This window comes from Streptomyces sp. A1277 (genome assembly GCF_004795015.1).
Lineage (GTDB): Bacteria > Actinomycetota > Actinomycetes > Streptomycetales > Streptomycetaceae > Streptomyces.
The window spans coordinates 71,203-85,093 of sequence record NZ_SSBI01000001.1; the positions used below are offsets into that span (position 1 = coordinate 71,203).

Below are 13,891 nucleotides of genomic sequence, written 5' to 3' on the forward strand. Positions count from 1 at the left end.
TCAGTTCCCCCCGTTGCTCTGCTGCTGTTGCCGGGCCCGCTCCTCCGGGGAGGGCCCGAACACTTCGTCCACGTTCCGGTCGAAGGTCTCCTGGTCGCGGCCGAGCAGGTTGTTCATCACGTCGCTGTGCAGGCCCCCGGTGCCCTCGGTCATCACCGCCCGTCCGGTGTCCTTCCAGGTCTGCTTCGCCTCGTCGCCGGCCCGCTCGAACGACTCCACGCTGTAGTCCGGGCTCAGGTAGTCCGGGGTGAGCACATCACCCCACCCCTGGTTGACGATGTCGTCCTCGGACGCGTTCGGATTGCCCACACCCGCGTTGACCACGATCTTCAACGTGCCCTCGATGTACCGCTCCTCCTCCCACAGCACACCTGCGGACAGACCCAGCTTCGCCGCGATGGCGTTGGCGTCCTGGACCAACGCCCTGACCCCCCACTCCCACCGCTCACAGAAGTCCTCGAAGGTCACCGACAACCCGTAATGGCCGGCCTCCATACCGGTCATCGACAGGCCCGACACACCCTTGCCCAGCGCCGCCCCGGTGCCGGAACCGATCTCCTCCAGCTCGTCCACCGTCGCGCGCAGCCCACCGGTGATCTTCTGGACGCTCGCCGGATCAACGTGCAGATCCCCCGTACCGCCGCTCATTGCTCATGCCCCCCGTCGCTTCCCCGTGGGGGCACCGTGTTCTCAGCGTCTACGGCAACCGCGTCCGGGACGATCCCCGCCATTGGCGGGAAGAACATCGACCCCTCGGGATCAGCGATGTTCACCGCGACGCCCGCCGGCACCCCCATCGCCGGTACAACCTCGTCCAGCAACCGCGCTCCCCGCAGTTCCGCGAACTCCCAAGAGCGCCCAGCGGCCCCGGCGTCATGAGCAGAGACCCGTTCCTGCGCGAACCGCGCAAACGCCGCCTCGTCCGTGAACCCGCACACCCAGCACACCCCGCCGAACTCCGCGGTCCACAACCCACCACCGACCAACGGCACCAGCACCAAAGCCCGCCGGAACTCCCCCAGCAGCGCCCGCGGATCACCCATCCCGCCCCGCTGATCGGCTATACGATCCGCCAGCGCTGTCCCCCCAGCCATGGAACCCCCGTTCGCATTCGCTATCGGTCCCAAACACCGTAGAGCACCACACCCGCCTCCATCGGCGGTTCCAGGACCGTGGCTGCTTTCGATCGGTGAGGTGTGCGGGGCGGCAGGGGGCGCAGCGGCTACGGAGGAGGTTCGCCAGCGCCCTGGCGGTCGCTGAAATGCTCTCCGGCTTCGGATCGAGCAAACAAGAAAGGTCCCGGTCATTGACCAGGGCCTTGATTCAAAGAGCGGGTGATGAGAATCGAACTCGCGCTCTGAGCTCGGGAATCAACGGTTTCTAGGTTGTTACAGGGGCTCTGACCTGCGGTTTCGGATTGGTCAGGCGGGTGGCTCCCGCTCTCTGGGAGCCGTATCTGACCACTGTTGTCCGCTCTGCTGGGCACGGATGGGGCACGAGGGCGGCGGGCCATCAGTCTGAGGCTCTGTGCTGGAGCGGGTGATGGAAAGTGGGACGGGAGCCACCTGTGCTGCAGACGCTCCGGTGGCGCAGATGTCAGGCCCAGAAGGCTTCGGTGACGACGATCTGGGGATCGGCGTGGCGCCGCATGAAGGTGTAGATGAGCCAGCCGCGTCCGCCGGCCAGGTCCACGATGTGGGGGCCGCCGGGGCTTGTAGAGGCCAGAGGCCGGACGGTCATCCAGTGCGGGAGCGAGGCATCGGCGTCGATCCCCCGGAGTACGGGTCTTCGGCCGTGATCAGTTCCGCACGGGCGCTCATGATCAGGTCACTGCCTTCGACGGGCATGTTCTGGAAGTCGTGCTGCGCCTGCTTCGTCCAGTCCATCTGCCAAGGCGGCCGGAGTGGTTCGTCGATCACTCTCCGGGCTTCCTCTCAGCGGCCTCGTGCCTGAGGCGGCTGTACTCCTCCAGAAGCCGGATGGACTCCTCGGGGTCCTCGGACTTGGCGGCACGGGCTTCGAGATCGCGAAGGTGCGAGTCGAGGACGGGATTCCGCGCGATGGCGTACTGCGTCCACCACAGGCGCATGAAGGCGGGCACGGGCGTGATGTTGAAGGCGTCGCCGATGACGCGCTTCCAGTGCGCCTCAAAGTCCGGGAGGAGGTGCGGAGTGTGTTCCTGAATCGCCAACCGAAGTGCTTGAGGCGTGTGTTCGGGCATGGGCGGCAACCGCAGGGGTTCCCCCTCGTACCCATCGAAGTGGAGTGCGTGGGCGGGCATGGTTCGTGCTCCTTGGTGTGGAGGTGGGTCAGGCCGCCTCGTGTCGGTCCTCGTGTGGCTGGCGCCCGCGGGCCATCTGCTCGAACCACTCGGCCGGCACCAGGTAGGCGACCGTCTTCCCCTTGCGGGTGATGGCGGCGGCCTCGCCGGCGATCCGGGTCCGGTCCAGGATCTCGCCCATCCCTTTGCGGAGGTCGATGGTCGTGTACGTCTTCGTCTCCATATGCTGAAGCATATAGCAACTATCATAGTTGACATGCGTGCCCGTGGGGTGCGCCGGCTGGGGGGAGCCAACGGGCGCGTCGGATGCGGAGCGGGCGCGGATTGCCTGATCGGGCTTGTGGCAAAAAGAAGCCCCCGGCCGCTGGCCTGAGGCTTTCATGTGGAGCGGGTGACGAGAATCGAACTCGCGCTCTGAGCTTGGGAATCAACGGTTCTTGAACGACTGTAGTGGCTCTGACCTGCATGTTTGGCTGGAGCGGTCGAGGCTGGTGTGGTCTCTGGCCACCGTACTTGACCGCTGCTGTCCGCTCCGAAGGGCACGGACGGGGCACGAGGGTGATCGATGCTGCCGTGCCGTGAGTGGGGAAGCATCACCGCGCTGGATCAGGCGCTTGCCGTCGTGCGATTTCATCCCTGGCGATACGGGCGGTCGGCGGACTGCGTCTCATGTGGTTACCAGCAAGAAGACCCCATCATGAGGTACTAGGGTACCGTGGATGCGGAGGTGGGATTTATGACCACGGCTTCAAAGCCGCCCCGTCAGTCGCCGCTCAAGGTGGACCCGGCGACGGACAAGCTGATCAGCCAGGGCGCGCATTTCCTGGGACTGACGAAGAAGGACCTGGTCGCGGAGGCGGTACGGGTATACCTGGACCAGAGGCGTGAGGATTTGCGCGAGGGCATGGTGGAAGCGCTCAGCGTCCTGGACGGCTCCTTGAAGTCGGACGTCATGCTCCTGACCGGTCTGACCGCGGAGGAGATCGATGCGGTCGGCGGGATCGACGAATGACTCTTCACACTGCGATGCGTCCCGCCAGGCCCACCCTGCGATGCCTGCGCGATGACCTCGGTCTGCCCCTACCGGCGGTGACCGACCCCCTGGACGAGATCGAGCACCCGATCCTGGCGAAGGCCGCCGAGCAGTTCGCGGCGGACGATGCCAAGCATGAGCGCATCCGCGCTGTCGATGACCAAGTGTTGTTCAAGGTGAAGGTCCAGCGCTGGCGCGGGGCGGTCTGGGTGGACGCCGATCTTCCGTGGCTGGTGGCGGCCGGCCGCCGCGAGGACGGCTCCACCGACGACTTCTACGCCGCTCTCGAAGCTGACGGCAAGACCGTCCGAACCCGCTACAACGCCGGCAACACCGACGCGCTCAAGTCCGCCACGTACACCGCTCACTTGCTCCCCGCTCGCGAGGACCACGTCCGCTATCGCGCCGAAGCTGGAGTCCGTTTCGTCCGGCGGCTCCGGACCACGGTTCTGACTCTGAGCCGTGCCACCCTCCGGGACGGTCAGGAGCACACGGTGGATTTCGACACCTTCACCGTCGGCCTTCAGGTCCGCGCCGACGACGGTCACGAGACCTACCTCGCGGTGCGGATCACGGGTTCGGTCCCGCCGAACCTCACGACATTGATTCTGCGCAACGTTCCCGGCTGCGAGGCCGACGGCTGGTACCCCGAATACGCCCTGCCGGAGCGGGACCTGCTCCCCGCCGAACAAGCCTGGTCCAACCTGATGGACCCTCGCGAAGCCGCCCGAGTCCTCGACGCAGAGCCGTAGCAGCCGGAACAGAAACAAGGCCCAGGTCACTGACCTGGGCCTTCATTAAAGAGCGGGTGACGAGAATCGAACTCGCGCCCTGAGCTTGGGAATCAGCGGTTCTTGAACTGTTGCAGATGCTCTGACCTGCACGTTTGGCCGGGTGGTGCGAGGTCGGTGCGGTCTCTGGGAGCCGTATGTGACCGCTGCTGTCCGCTCTGAAGGGCATGGATGGGGCACGGCGCTTGTCTTCGAGTCCGACGTGTTCCAGTGGTTCGCCTACCATCTGCGCGCAGGCAAGACCCGCGTCCTCTGCGCGGTGTCCGGAGCGGCAGTGCCCCTCAAGCCTCGTGGAAGTCCGCATTTGCACTCCAGCAGTCGATGGTCCTTTCGTCGTTGAGGGGGACCACGTACGAGTCCTCGCCATCGATGGCCTCCGCGAACAAGTGCTATGCCCTCGAGCGGCAAAGTCCCTCCGTCGGTTCAGGTCGCCAGATGCCCTGTGAAGATCCCGACGAGGATCCGGTTGTCGTACGCGGCTATCGGCAGAGAGAAATGCACCCTGTCACGGTCCCACAGCCGCTTCCCGTGCCACTCGCAGCGGTAGGTGCCGTCGTCGAAAACGACATTGCGCTGCTCCCACGCCTTTGCGTTCTTCTTCGTGTTCGGGCTGTCGGGTGAGATGTCCAGGCCCAGCGCGCCGAACCTGCGGATGATCTGTGTTTGGTCGCCACCGCATTCGATCAGTGTTCCGGTGAAGTGGTCGTCGAGCGCACCAAGCAGCTTCACCAGCCAGGGCAGGACTTGGGGGTAGGTGCCCTTGAAATGGTGCAGACGCAGGGAGTCGGCAAAGAGCAGCCTTGGGAAGGCTTCGTCGATGAAGGTGAAGAAGCGCTCGGCCGGGACGTTTTCGTGGGTGAGGAGGCCGCGCCAGAAGCCAGGGGCGTCGTCGGGGCGTCGTAAGACGTGCATCTTTACCTCGCCCTGGCCAGCCTCCGTCGTCCGCGTGATGGTGAGCCATCCGGACGGCCAGTCGGGTTCTGCGGCGTACGGCAGCAGGAGACAGGACATGGCCCGGCCCTCAGCTGCACGGGCCAGGGCGTGGGCTATGCCCCAGGACGGCTCCCGGCAGGGGCCGTCGTCTACGCGGACCGGCTGGGGCAGATCCGCCTCGTCTGGGTCCACGCGCCGGCATTTGCTTAGTAGTTGCTGCAGAAGGACCCGCTTGTCACGGGGCAGTCCGCCGTCCGGCGAGTACAGGGCATCTATCAGCGTGACCGACCGTCGGCATTCGACGTCGTAAGCAGGCTCCATGAACGCGGCCTTGCGGCCGTCAGCGAGCGGCTGAAGCACTTCCGCGAGCGTGTCGAGGGCTTCCCACAGGCCCGAGTCCGTCATCTCCCGCCAGTCGAAGCACTCCTCCGCGACTACGACGCGGTAATCGTCGTCTACCGGGACTGCGGCGGCAGTGCCCAATAAGCCCTGCCCGTTTCCACTCCTACCTGCTGCGTCGGGCACGGGCCAGCCTTCCGAGGTCGGTCTCGATTTGGTCGAAGAAGCCGGTTGGCCAGTCGCTGAGCTCGCCCTTGTCGTTGATGTTGATGGGCAGAGTACGGTCGTGGTCGAAGTAGTGCGTGATCACGTCCTCAGGCGGGAGCGAGCGGTCATGCGCGACGGCAACCCGGACACCGTTAAGAACGTGGTCGCTGTGCGTTTCCACCAAGACCTGCACCCCGCTACCGGCGACCTGCGCGAGGAACCGGCCTAGCCTGGACTGTCCCGCCGGGTGCAGATGTGCCTCCGGGTTCTCCACGATTAGCAGGTCGCCCGGCTCGGTGAGCAGGCCCGCGACGATGACCGGCAGGGCGTAGGAGACGCCGAAACCGGTGTTAGTGGGGCGGATCTCCTCACCGCTCAGGCCCTTCTCTCCGAATCGGATCGTCGTGGCCATGATTCCCACGGCCACGCGCGCGGTGATACGCAGCGAGCGGATGATCTCCGAGGCCCACGCCTCGGCCTGGACCCTCAGTTGCGGGCCTGGGGCTTCCGGATGACGCAACGGTCCCCGGACCACCTTTCGGGTGCTGACCGCGCGTGACTCGCGCAGTGCCAGCACCTGTGCGGTGAACTCACCACGCACCCCGACGCCGATCCGGTCGGGTTCCTCGGCGGAGACAGACAGTGTGTCGCGGGGGCCGAGACGTTCGGCGCACAGGTAGGTGAATGCGGGATCCGCGACCAGCGGCCCAATGCCGGGCACGTGGGCCACTGGCAGCCGCTGCACGTCAAGGTGCAGCGCCTGCTCGGCGTCGGGCAACCCGAAGCCGTACACCCATGACTCACCGGATGAGCCGGCCAGCCGTACGGTGATCTTCCGTGCGTCGGTCGTCCAGTTCAGCACGTCCCTGGCCTCGCCCAGAGCCAGCCCGAGCGGGCCGTTCAGCCGGACCGTGCCGCTCCCCGCGCCGCCCGGCATACCTGCCAGTCTCGCCAGGAGCAGGGACTGGATCACGGTGCTCTTGCCGCCGCCGTTGACTCCGGTGAGGACGGTAAGCGGACGTAGGTCGAACGACTCCGACTCGAACCGCTTGAAGCCTTGGATCTCCAGCGAAGTGATCACCGGACGGCTGCCGCGTCTGAAACGGCGGCCTTGAAGCGATAAGCAACCCGGAACCGGTCGGCGGTGGAGGAGGTGATGGCATTGAGATACTGGACGTCTGTGGTCATCCGCTCGCGGGCGGCCTTCACGATGTAGGTACGACGCGCACGCAGGTCGGCAGCCGTGTGTTCGGGGTCAGCCAGAGCCATGGACCAACTCTCGAACATTGCACGGTTGATCGGGCGGCGGTAGTCGTCGACCATCGGCCACTTTCGGAAGGCGTGCTCGCCGAACACGAGGTGCGCGTGGGTCATCGCCCGCTCGAAGGCGGCCTCCAAGGCGGTTACCTTCTCGTCCGCGACCTGCTTCGGATCGTCCAGCAGCTCGGTGGCGTCCATCAGGAACAGCTCCATCATGGGCCGCTCCTGGTAGGCATCGATCCCCTTCAGCCAGAACGCGGCGAACCGCAGAGCCATCTCCCTGTCGTTCATTCGGATGTGGTCGGTGAGGCGGCCCCCGGTGGCCTGAGCGAAGGCATCCGTATGGGTCATCCGGTGCAGGATGTCCCGGCTACGCGGGCTACTCATGCAGTGCCGGATCTCCTGGGCGTTGAGCGGGGTCCCGCCCGTGTTGATCCGCTTGAAGATCTCGTACGTCACCCCGCGCGGCGTCGTTGGGTCGATCACGTTGACGATCAGCTGGGTGTTATTGATCCGCCGTTGGAACGGCACGGGGAGGTCGCTGAAGCGCAGGTTCTTCAGATCGTCCAGGTGCTCCAGTTTCCCGAGAGCGAACCCCTTGTCCCCGCCCCGGACGAAGGCGTGCAGTGTGGAAAGCCGCTGAAGTCCGTCGACGACCCGGAACGATCCGTCCGCGTCCTCAGCGAAGTAGAACGCGGGCAACGGAATCTGCAAAAGAAGTGACTCGACCAGCAGGGACTTCTGGTCGGTCCGCCAGACCTGCAACCGCTGGAAGTCCGGAGCGAGCTCGATGGAGCCCTCGTCGATTTGGTCGAGGATGTTACGCAGGGAGAACTGGCTGGTGTTCACCCGGATCTGGTCTGGGTTCCACGGCCGTTGGATCCGGGTGGTGTCGCCGCCGGGGTCCTCAACCTCGATGCCTGTGGCGTGTCCGTCGAACACGTCCTCCACTACGTCCGGAGTCATCTGCGTGTCGTCCATAGCCATGCGGGCCATCCTAGGGGCGGCTGGTCCAGTCAGTGGGGGCGTTGCATCGATCGTGTCCACCCTTCCTCGGTAGGGGCGTTGCTCTGGCTACGGCGAACCGAGAACGTCCGTCAGGTGATGCGATCTGGATACCGTGTCCTATCCGGACGTCGCCTCCCGCACCGCCAAATGCTCGACCATGGCCGCCGAGATGACCGGGTACCGCCGCGTCCCCGACCTCCCGGGCCAGTGCGCCTAGTCCTTCTCGACGTAGCCGAGCATCCACGCTGCCTCATCGAAACTTGCTTTGACTTGGATGCGCTTCATCCGGACAGGCCGCTGCGCTCTTGAGTGACAGCAGAAGGTCGTGAATGGATTGATGGCCTCGTGCAACTCTTCATGCCGAGCCTCAAGCTCGTGGGAGCCGTTCCCCGGCGGGCTTCACCCAGGATTATGTCCCTGCTGCAGCCTCGCGCTCCGTGGATAGGGCGGAGACGTCAACCCCCGGCCTGGTTTGACTCAATGATTTTGCGGACGCCGGTCCGCAAAACGGGGTGCAGCGATCGGATCGTGAACTCTTCGAACGACCACTCAACCGGGCCTGCCTGTGATGCGGCATCCTGCAATGCTTCCAATGCCACCAATGCGCGGTCCGGGGATGCAATGCCCTGCAGGAGGCCCGTGAGGACGTCGCGGACATGCCAGCGACTGTGGTGCCATCCCAGGCTCGGGAGCGCCCGGACGGTGTGCCTAAGGATCTGCAAGTCTGAGGTTGCAGCGACGGCCCGGTGGCAGGTATTGGCCAGCACGTCGCAGTAGCCGAAGCCGAAACTCGTCTCCTCGATGTAGCCGCAGAAGTTCTCGTAGATGGTCGTGAAGCCGACGCTGTTGCGCTCCCAGGCCACGGACATGGTCTCGGAAGGTGTATCGACCAGGACCGAAGCCACTTCCCCTTGGTCTTCAGCGTGGACCTGCTGTGCCCAGCTCAGAAACTCGTCGATCGCGGATAGGTCGGGGAAGTCCGACGCGAGACGGGGGGCCAGGAGTTTGGCGATTGTCTCTGCTGTCTGCCACTCCGGACTCGTCGAAAGAGCGGCGTGGATCGCTTCCAAGAGCGCGTAAGGGGACTCGTATCGCTGCGCGTACTTTGCCGTCGCGCGTTGGATCACTGGCCGAAGGGGGCTTTCCGGGATGTCGTCATATTCAAAGGGGGGCTGCCCAGCGAGCAGGTGATGCATGATCTTGCCCAGTGAGAAGACGTCAGCGCGAGCGTCGACGGTCTTGGCTGCGTTCCGCTGCTCGGGTGCCCAGTACAGCGGGGTGCCAAAGCCCTCTCCCGTCAATGTGAGCGTAGTCGTCACGCCTTCCTGCTCACGGGCGAGTCCGAAATCGCTGATCGCCCACTGGCCCTCAGCTGTCCAGAGGACATTGCCCGGTTTGAGGTCGCGGTGAAGGATGCCCGCATCGTGCACATAGGTGAGGCCGGCGCAGATCTGGCTCATCACCTCGGCGATCTGCATCTCATCGCCTACGAACTCTGCGATGTAGTTCTGGAGACTGCCCTGGGCGAGGGGCATGGCGTACCAGATGTCGTTCTGCTCAGACATGTTCCCGTGTGCGATAACGGGGATCACGTTGGGATGAGACAGATTACTCAGGATCCGCAGCTCACGCTGAAAGCGGCGAACGGCGTCACCGCCAAGGTCGTGGACATCACGCTGAATCTTGACGGCGACGGTCTGGTCGGTCCGCCGGTCCAACGCGCGATATACGTCCGCGAATCCGCCCCAACCGATCGGGGGTTCCTCGACCTCGAAGCGATCGCCAATCAGCCGGCGGGCCTCAGCGGCAGACGGGCGCCCTGGTCGGCTGCGTCGCGAACCGGAGGAGGCCCATGTTTCGATGACGTCCAGGTCCCAGATGGGGCCCTGCGCGATCTCGGCTGCGGCAGCGGGGAAGCTTCCCCGCTGCCGCAGAAGGGCCAGCCTCTGTGTACTCACCCCGAGAACTGCTGCAACCTCGGCGACCCCACCCAAGCGCATCCGACCGTCCCTATTCGTTGAGGAGAGGTCAACTATAACTGCCCCCTGGGGTGCGGTTCGGCCCGTTCAACGCCTGGGGAGAAGGGAGTTCAGCCGGGTGAACAGCTGGTCGGCCCGGGCAATCGTGGCGGAGTCGATGTCCGAGCCGAGCTCGGCCTGTTCGCGGAGTAGTACGGCTGCGGGCTTGTAGTGGTTGAACCGTGCGGCGATCTTCCGCTTCTTGAACACGGCCTCGATCTGCCGGATGACGCGGGGGTCCTTCGCATTCAGTTCCGAGAGGGTGATCGGAGTGGTCAGCTGCGAGGCGTAGGCGCGGTTGACGAGGCCGAGGTAGAAGTCTCGGTCGAACAGGTCCTCGATGTCCGCGTCGCCGGTGCCGGTGAACTCGCTGATTTCGACGAGGCCGTTCTTGGAGAGTTGGTCGTTGTCGCGTAGCCGCTGGACAGCGCCTACATCCTTGGTGCTGGAGTCGATGAGAACGGCGACGTTCAGCTTGTTCGCGCCGAGGAGGGTCACGAAGGTGGACAACTTGCCAGAGCCGCCGATGGGGGTGTTCACCCAGCGTGGATCTAGGCCGCTGGAGCCGTTCGCCTCGGCAACGTCCGTGAGAACTTCCAGGTAGATCAGGTCGCTGGGGCCTTCGAGGAGCAGGATGTGCTCTCCCACGAACAGCGTCTGGGTCATCTCGATGCCCATCGCGGCCAGCAGGGGGAAGGCGGTGTCCTCGTCCGCCTTGAAGATTTCCGAGGAGACTTTGGCGCCGCCACGCTCCACGTCGATCACGGTCCGGACGCGGTTGAGGTGGTCGGGATCGACCATGAAGGGCGAGTGCGTCGTGTAAAGGACCTGGTGCTTCGGCGCCAGCCGGTCGTCGACCAGACGAAGGAAGTCCTCCTGGGCGCGTCCGTGGAGGGAGAGGCCGGGTTCGTCGAGCAGAAGGATCAGATCGGTACTTCCGGCTGCCTCCAGCTCGTTGAAGTAGGCGAGGAAGGAGAAGAACCAGACGAAGCCGCGGGACCGCTCATCGAAGGGGACCGATGCGCGGTGGCGGCGATTGAAGACCCGGACCTGCAGAATCGGACCCTGGTCGAAGGGAGCCACGGCGCCTGCTTCCGGCGCGAGGGTCTTCAGCTGGACTTCCAGCTCCGTGTTCTGAGACCAGTACTCGAAAACCTCGTCAGAGATGACGTTGCCTGAGTTCTCAAGCTCGCGGATGAGGCGTTCGTGCTGGTCTGAGTCGTTGAACTCCTCCGGCGAGACTCCGGCCATTTCGAGGAGGCTCAGCAGGGCCCGCTCCCCTCGCGTGATGTCGCCAGCATCGCTGCGGCGGATCAGATCCGGGAGGGAGACCTTGCCGGGCATCGAGTCGTAGTCGTCGAAGTAGACGAACTTCGGCATCCACGGACTCGCGTAGGCGTCGATCATGTGCAGTCCCAGGTCGCTGTCACGCCATTCGCGGATGCGCTCGGCCAGGGCGCTGGCGTCCGAGGGGCTCTCATCCAGTTCGTCCAGGGCGTCGAGGAGGTCCTTGACCGTCTTTGCGCCGCTGAGCGCCTTGGCCGCGCCGGCGGGCAGGTCGAGAGCCGAACGCAGGTGGTCGACGATGACCGCTTCGTTGTAGGGGATCGTGAACCGCTGGGTGGCGTCGCGGTAGCCGATGGTGACCTGAAACTCCGGGCTGCGCAGGGCCTTCGGCCCCAGTTCCTCCTCGATCTGCTTCATCTCTGCCTCGTCGAAGCGGAAGGTCGCGCGGACCACGGGAATCTGCTGCCCGTCGGGGAGCCGCTTGCGTTCCCGGGTCTTGCGGGCCGGGAAGTCGATCACCTCGTCGAACTTCACGCCCTCTACCGGCTTGAGCCGGTAGAGGGCCTGCAGAAGGGTGGTCTTGCCCGACTCGTTCTTGCCGACCAGACAGGTGACGTCGTCTTCGATGTCGAAGATCTCGGAGTCCTCGACGGACCGGTAGTCGGTCACACGGGCCTTTATCAGGTGCACGTTCTGAGGTCCTTCCTCGTGTTCGGCGAGGAGGCCCGGCGTGCCGTGATCGGCGAGGCAATGATCACAACACCCCGGCACTGAGTGCCTTCGATGTTGTGTTCGAGGTAGGTTCCAAATGCCAGTAAGGAAGAGACCCCGGTGCCCGTCGACCTCGACGCCACCGGGGTCCTCTTTGAGCTAATTCACAGGGTAGCGACCCCCACCGACATCTCCGCAGCGGTTTGTCGCACCGCGGCCACGAGGTGTGTTCGGAGGGCGTCAGGTCGCTACAGCGGCCTCGCGCCCCCTGCGCGTCCTGCGGTGGAGGATCTCATCGAAGGCAGCGCGGGCGCCCGTGGGGTCGATGTAGTGCATCGCCAGGAGGGCCGCGATGACGGCGCCGACGAGGTCGTTCTGAACCTCGGACCAAGCATGGTCGTCACCGCAGGTCGTGAGACCCTTCAGGCCGTGGAGGGCGTGCATGGCCTCGCCAGCCTCCTCGGCAACTTTGCCGACCTGGAGGGCCTTGAGTTCCTCGTCAGGCAGATGGGAGCCGGCCGCTCGGTAGATGACGGAGAGCTTCTCGATGTTGTCCCACAGGGTGTCCACGTCGGACCTCCGATCGATGGGTTCGGTTATTCCTGTGCGGGGCGTCCGAGCTGGCGTACGGTCCATCCGGCCATGCGCCAGGCGTCGGCGCCCGATGAGGTTGCGGAGGTCGACGAGGACTGGGGCCGCGACCAGTGGGGCGAGAGCCTTGGGGTCGGCCTCTCGGAAGTGGGGCCACTCGGTAGCCAGGACGATTAGTTGGGCGCCCTGGACGGAGTTGTCGAGGGCTTCGGCGTAGTCGAGCTCCGGGTGCCGGCGCAGTGCCGTGGGCACGGCGTGCGGGTCGTGGACGGTGACTGTCGCGCCGCGGTGGTGCATGAGCGCGGCGATCGCCAGGGCGGGGGATTCGCGGACGTCGTCGGTACCGGCCTTGAAGGAAGCGCCCCAGACGGTGATCCGTACGCCGTCGACGGGTCGGCCGAGCGTCTGCTCGATGAGCCTCAGCGCGGCGGTGGGTCGGGATTCGTTGACCTTCTCCGCCGCCCGCAGGAGGGTCGCTGCCTCGGCGGCGCCGAGGGTGCGGGCGGAGGCGGTGAAGGCGCGGACGTCCTTCGGGAGGCAGCCGCCTCCGTAGCCGGGGCCGGCGTTGAGGCCGCCGCGGCCGATACGGGGGTCGAGGCCGATGGCCTCGGTGAGCTGCTGGACGTCGGCTCCGGCGGCGGTACACATGTCGGTGACACCGTTGATGAACGAGATCTTCATGCCGAGGTAGGCGTTGGCGGCGCCCTTGATGAGTTCGGCGGTGGCGGGGTCGGTGGCGAACAGTGGGATCCCGTTCGCCAGGAGAGGTGCGTAGACCTGGCGTACGGCGTCCTCTGCGCGGGCCGAAGGGACGCCTACGACGATTCGGTCGGGTCGCAGGGTGTCCTCGATGGCGTGGCCCTCGCGGAGGAACTCCGGGTTCCAGACGACCTCCACGTCCTCACCGGCCGGGGAGAGGCGCGCGAGAAGTACGCCGAGGTCGCGGGAGGTGCCGACGGTGACCGTGGACTTGCCGATGATCACGGTCGGGCGGGTGAGGTGCGGGGCGAGGGCGCGGGCGGCGCCGAAGACCTGGCCGGTGTCGTAGCTCCGTCCGTCCGCGTCGATCGGCGTGCCCACGGCGAGGAAGTGGACGTCCGCGAACTCGGCCGCCTCTTCGAGGCTGGTGGTAAGCCTCAGACGTCCAGTGGCGGTGTGGGTGGCCAGGAGTTCCGGCAGGCCCTCCTCGTAGATGGGGCACTCGCCGACGTTGAGACGGTCGATCTTCGCCTGGTCCAGGTCCACGCCGATGACCTCGTGGCCGATCTCGGCCATGGCAGCGGCGTGGGGGATGCCCAGGTGACCGCAGCCGATGACGGATATGCGCGTGGGGTCGACGCTCCTTTCCTTGCCTCTCGCCCGCCCGGTGAGTCCGGGCCGACCGGGTGCGTCACGCTAGCGTCACCACCCGGCGCGGCCCTCTTCGTGCAGG

Annotated in this window: 14 protein-coding genes and 1 pseudogene; 2 read left to right on the plus strand and 13 right to left on the minus strand. The window is 65.6% G+C overall.

The window, feature by feature from the left end:
- The 6 genes from E6R18_RS00335 to E6R18_RS00355 form a co-directional block, all read right to left on the minus strand.
- Nucleotides 1-648, minus strand: coding sequence for a hypothetical protein (locus E6R18_RS00335; protein WP_136314794.1), 648 nt, complete (start codon nt 646-648; stop codon nt 1-3).
- Nucleotides 645-1,094 (minus strand): hypothetical protein, encoded by a 450-nt coding sequence (locus E6R18_RS34545; protein WP_136314795.1) that lies wholly within the window; start codon nt 1,092-1,094, stop codon nt 645-647. The genes E6R18_RS00335 and E6R18_RS34545 overlap by 4 nt, the downstream gene beginning before the upstream one ends.
- Nucleotides 1,095-1,596: 502 nt before the next feature.
- Complete coding sequence (locus tag E6R18_RS34550; protein WP_240799530.1) at nt 1,597-1,740, minus strand: hypothetical protein; 144 nt, start codon at nt 1,738-1,740, stop codon at nt 1,597-1,599.
- A complete protein-coding gene (locus E6R18_RS34555; RefSeq protein WP_240799531.1) occupies nt 1,737-1,919 on the minus strand; it encodes a hypothetical protein in 183 nt (60 codons plus the stop codon). Before E6R18_RS34555 ends, E6R18_RS34550 begins: the two co-directional genes overlap by 4 nt.
- Nucleotides 1,916-2,281: a hypothetical protein gene (locus E6R18_RS00350; RefSeq protein WP_030595201.1), complete on the minus strand. Its 366-nt coding sequence runs from the start codon at nt 2,279-2,281 to the stop codon at nt 1,916-1,918. Before E6R18_RS00350 ends, E6R18_RS34555 begins: the two co-directional genes overlap by 4 nt.
- A 28-nt stretch (nt 2,282-2,309) precedes the next feature.
- Complete coding sequence (locus E6R18_RS00355) at nt 2,310-2,504, minus strand: type II toxin-antitoxin system Phd/YefM family antitoxin (RefSeq protein WP_024490776.1); 195 nt, start codon at nt 2,502-2,504, stop codon at nt 2,310-2,312.
- A gap of 513 nt (nt 2,505-3,017) precedes the next feature.
- Here E6R18_RS00355 and E6R18_RS00360 point away from each other — a divergent pair.
- Nucleotides 3,018-3,293 carry a hypothetical protein gene (locus E6R18_RS00360; protein ID WP_136314796.1) on the plus strand — a complete coding sequence of 92 codons (276 nt, stop codon included), beginning with the start codon at nt 3,018-3,020 and terminating at the stop codon, nt 3,291-3,293.
- Nucleotides 3,294-3,370: 77 nt separating this feature from the next.
- Entirely contained in the window at nt 3,371-4,066 is a 696-nt protein-coding gene (locus E6R18_RS00365; protein WP_240799532.1) for a hypothetical protein, read from the plus strand.
- A gap of 462 nt (nt 4,067-4,528) precedes the next feature.
- Here E6R18_RS00365 and E6R18_RS00370 read toward each other — a convergent pair whose 3' ends face one another.
- The 7 genes and pseudogenes from E6R18_RS00370 to E6R18_RS00400 form a co-directional block, all read right to left on the minus strand.
- Nucleotides 4,529-5,563, minus strand: coding sequence for a hypothetical protein (locus tag E6R18_RS00370; RefSeq protein WP_240799533.1), 1,035 nt, complete (start codon nt 5,561-5,563; stop codon nt 4,529-4,531).
- A complete protein-coding gene (locus tag E6R18_RS00375; protein WP_136314797.1) occupies nt 5,544-6,665 on the minus strand; it encodes a DUF3696 domain-containing protein in 1,122 nt (373 codons plus the stop codon). Before E6R18_RS00375 ends, E6R18_RS00370 begins: the two co-directional genes overlap by 20 nt.
- Nucleotides 6,662-7,831, minus strand: a complete 1,170-nt coding sequence (locus E6R18_RS00380; protein WP_240799534.1) for a DUF262 domain-containing protein — start codon at nt 7,829-7,831, stop codon at nt 6,662-6,664. The genes E6R18_RS00375 and E6R18_RS00380 overlap by 4 nt, the downstream gene beginning before the upstream one ends.
- Nucleotides 7,832-8,307: 476 nt before the next feature.
- Entirely contained in the window at nt 8,308-9,810 is a 1,503-nt protein-coding gene (locus E6R18_RS00385; protein ID WP_168712247.1) for a serine/threonine-protein kinase, read from the minus strand.
- Nucleotides 9,811-9,918: 108 nt separating this feature from the next.
- Nucleotides 9,919-11,847, minus strand: coding sequence for an AAA family ATPase (locus tag E6R18_RS00390; protein ID WP_136314799.1), 1,929 nt, complete (start codon nt 11,845-11,847; stop codon nt 9,919-9,921).
- Nucleotides 11,848-12,108: 261 nt separating this feature from the next.
- Nucleotides 12,109-12,438, minus strand: coding sequence for a MazG-like family protein (locus E6R18_RS00395; protein WP_136314800.1), 330 nt, complete (start codon nt 12,436-12,438; stop codon nt 12,109-12,111).
- Nucleotides 12,439-12,464: 26 nt separating this feature from the next.
- Nucleotides 12,465-13,734, minus strand: a pseudogene (locus E6R18_RS00400) (UDP-glucose/GDP-mannose dehydrogenase family protein).
- Nucleotides 13,735-13,891 lie beyond the last annotated feature (157 nt).

Coding starts and splice junctions, on each gene's coding strand:
- E6R18_RS00380 (WP_240799534.1), bottom strand. CDS start 7,831: ATGGCTATGGACGACACGCAGATGACTCCGGACGTAGTGGAGGACGTG.
- E6R18_RS34545 (WP_136314795.1), bottom strand. CDS start 1,094: ATGGCTGGGGGGACAGCGCTGGCGGATCGTATAGCCGATCAGCGGGGC.
- E6R18_RS00335 (WP_136314794.1), bottom strand. CDS start 648: ATGAGCGGCGGTACGGGGGATCTGCACGTTGATCCGGCGAGCGTCCAG.
- E6R18_RS00350 (WP_030595201.1), bottom strand. CDS start 2,281: ATGCCCGCCCACGCACTCCACTTCGATGGGTACGAGGGGGAACCCCTG.
- E6R18_RS34550 (WP_240799530.1), bottom strand. CDS start 1,740: ATGACCGTCCGGCCTCTGGCCTCTACAAGCCCCGGCGGCCCCCACATC.
- E6R18_RS00355 (WP_024490776.1), bottom strand. CDS start 2,504: ATGGAGACGAAGACGTACACGACCATCGACCTCCGCAAAGGGATGGGC.
- E6R18_RS00360 (WP_136314796.1), top strand. CDS start 3,018: ATGACCACGGCTTCAAAGCCGCCCCGTCAGTCGCCGCTCAAGGTGGAC.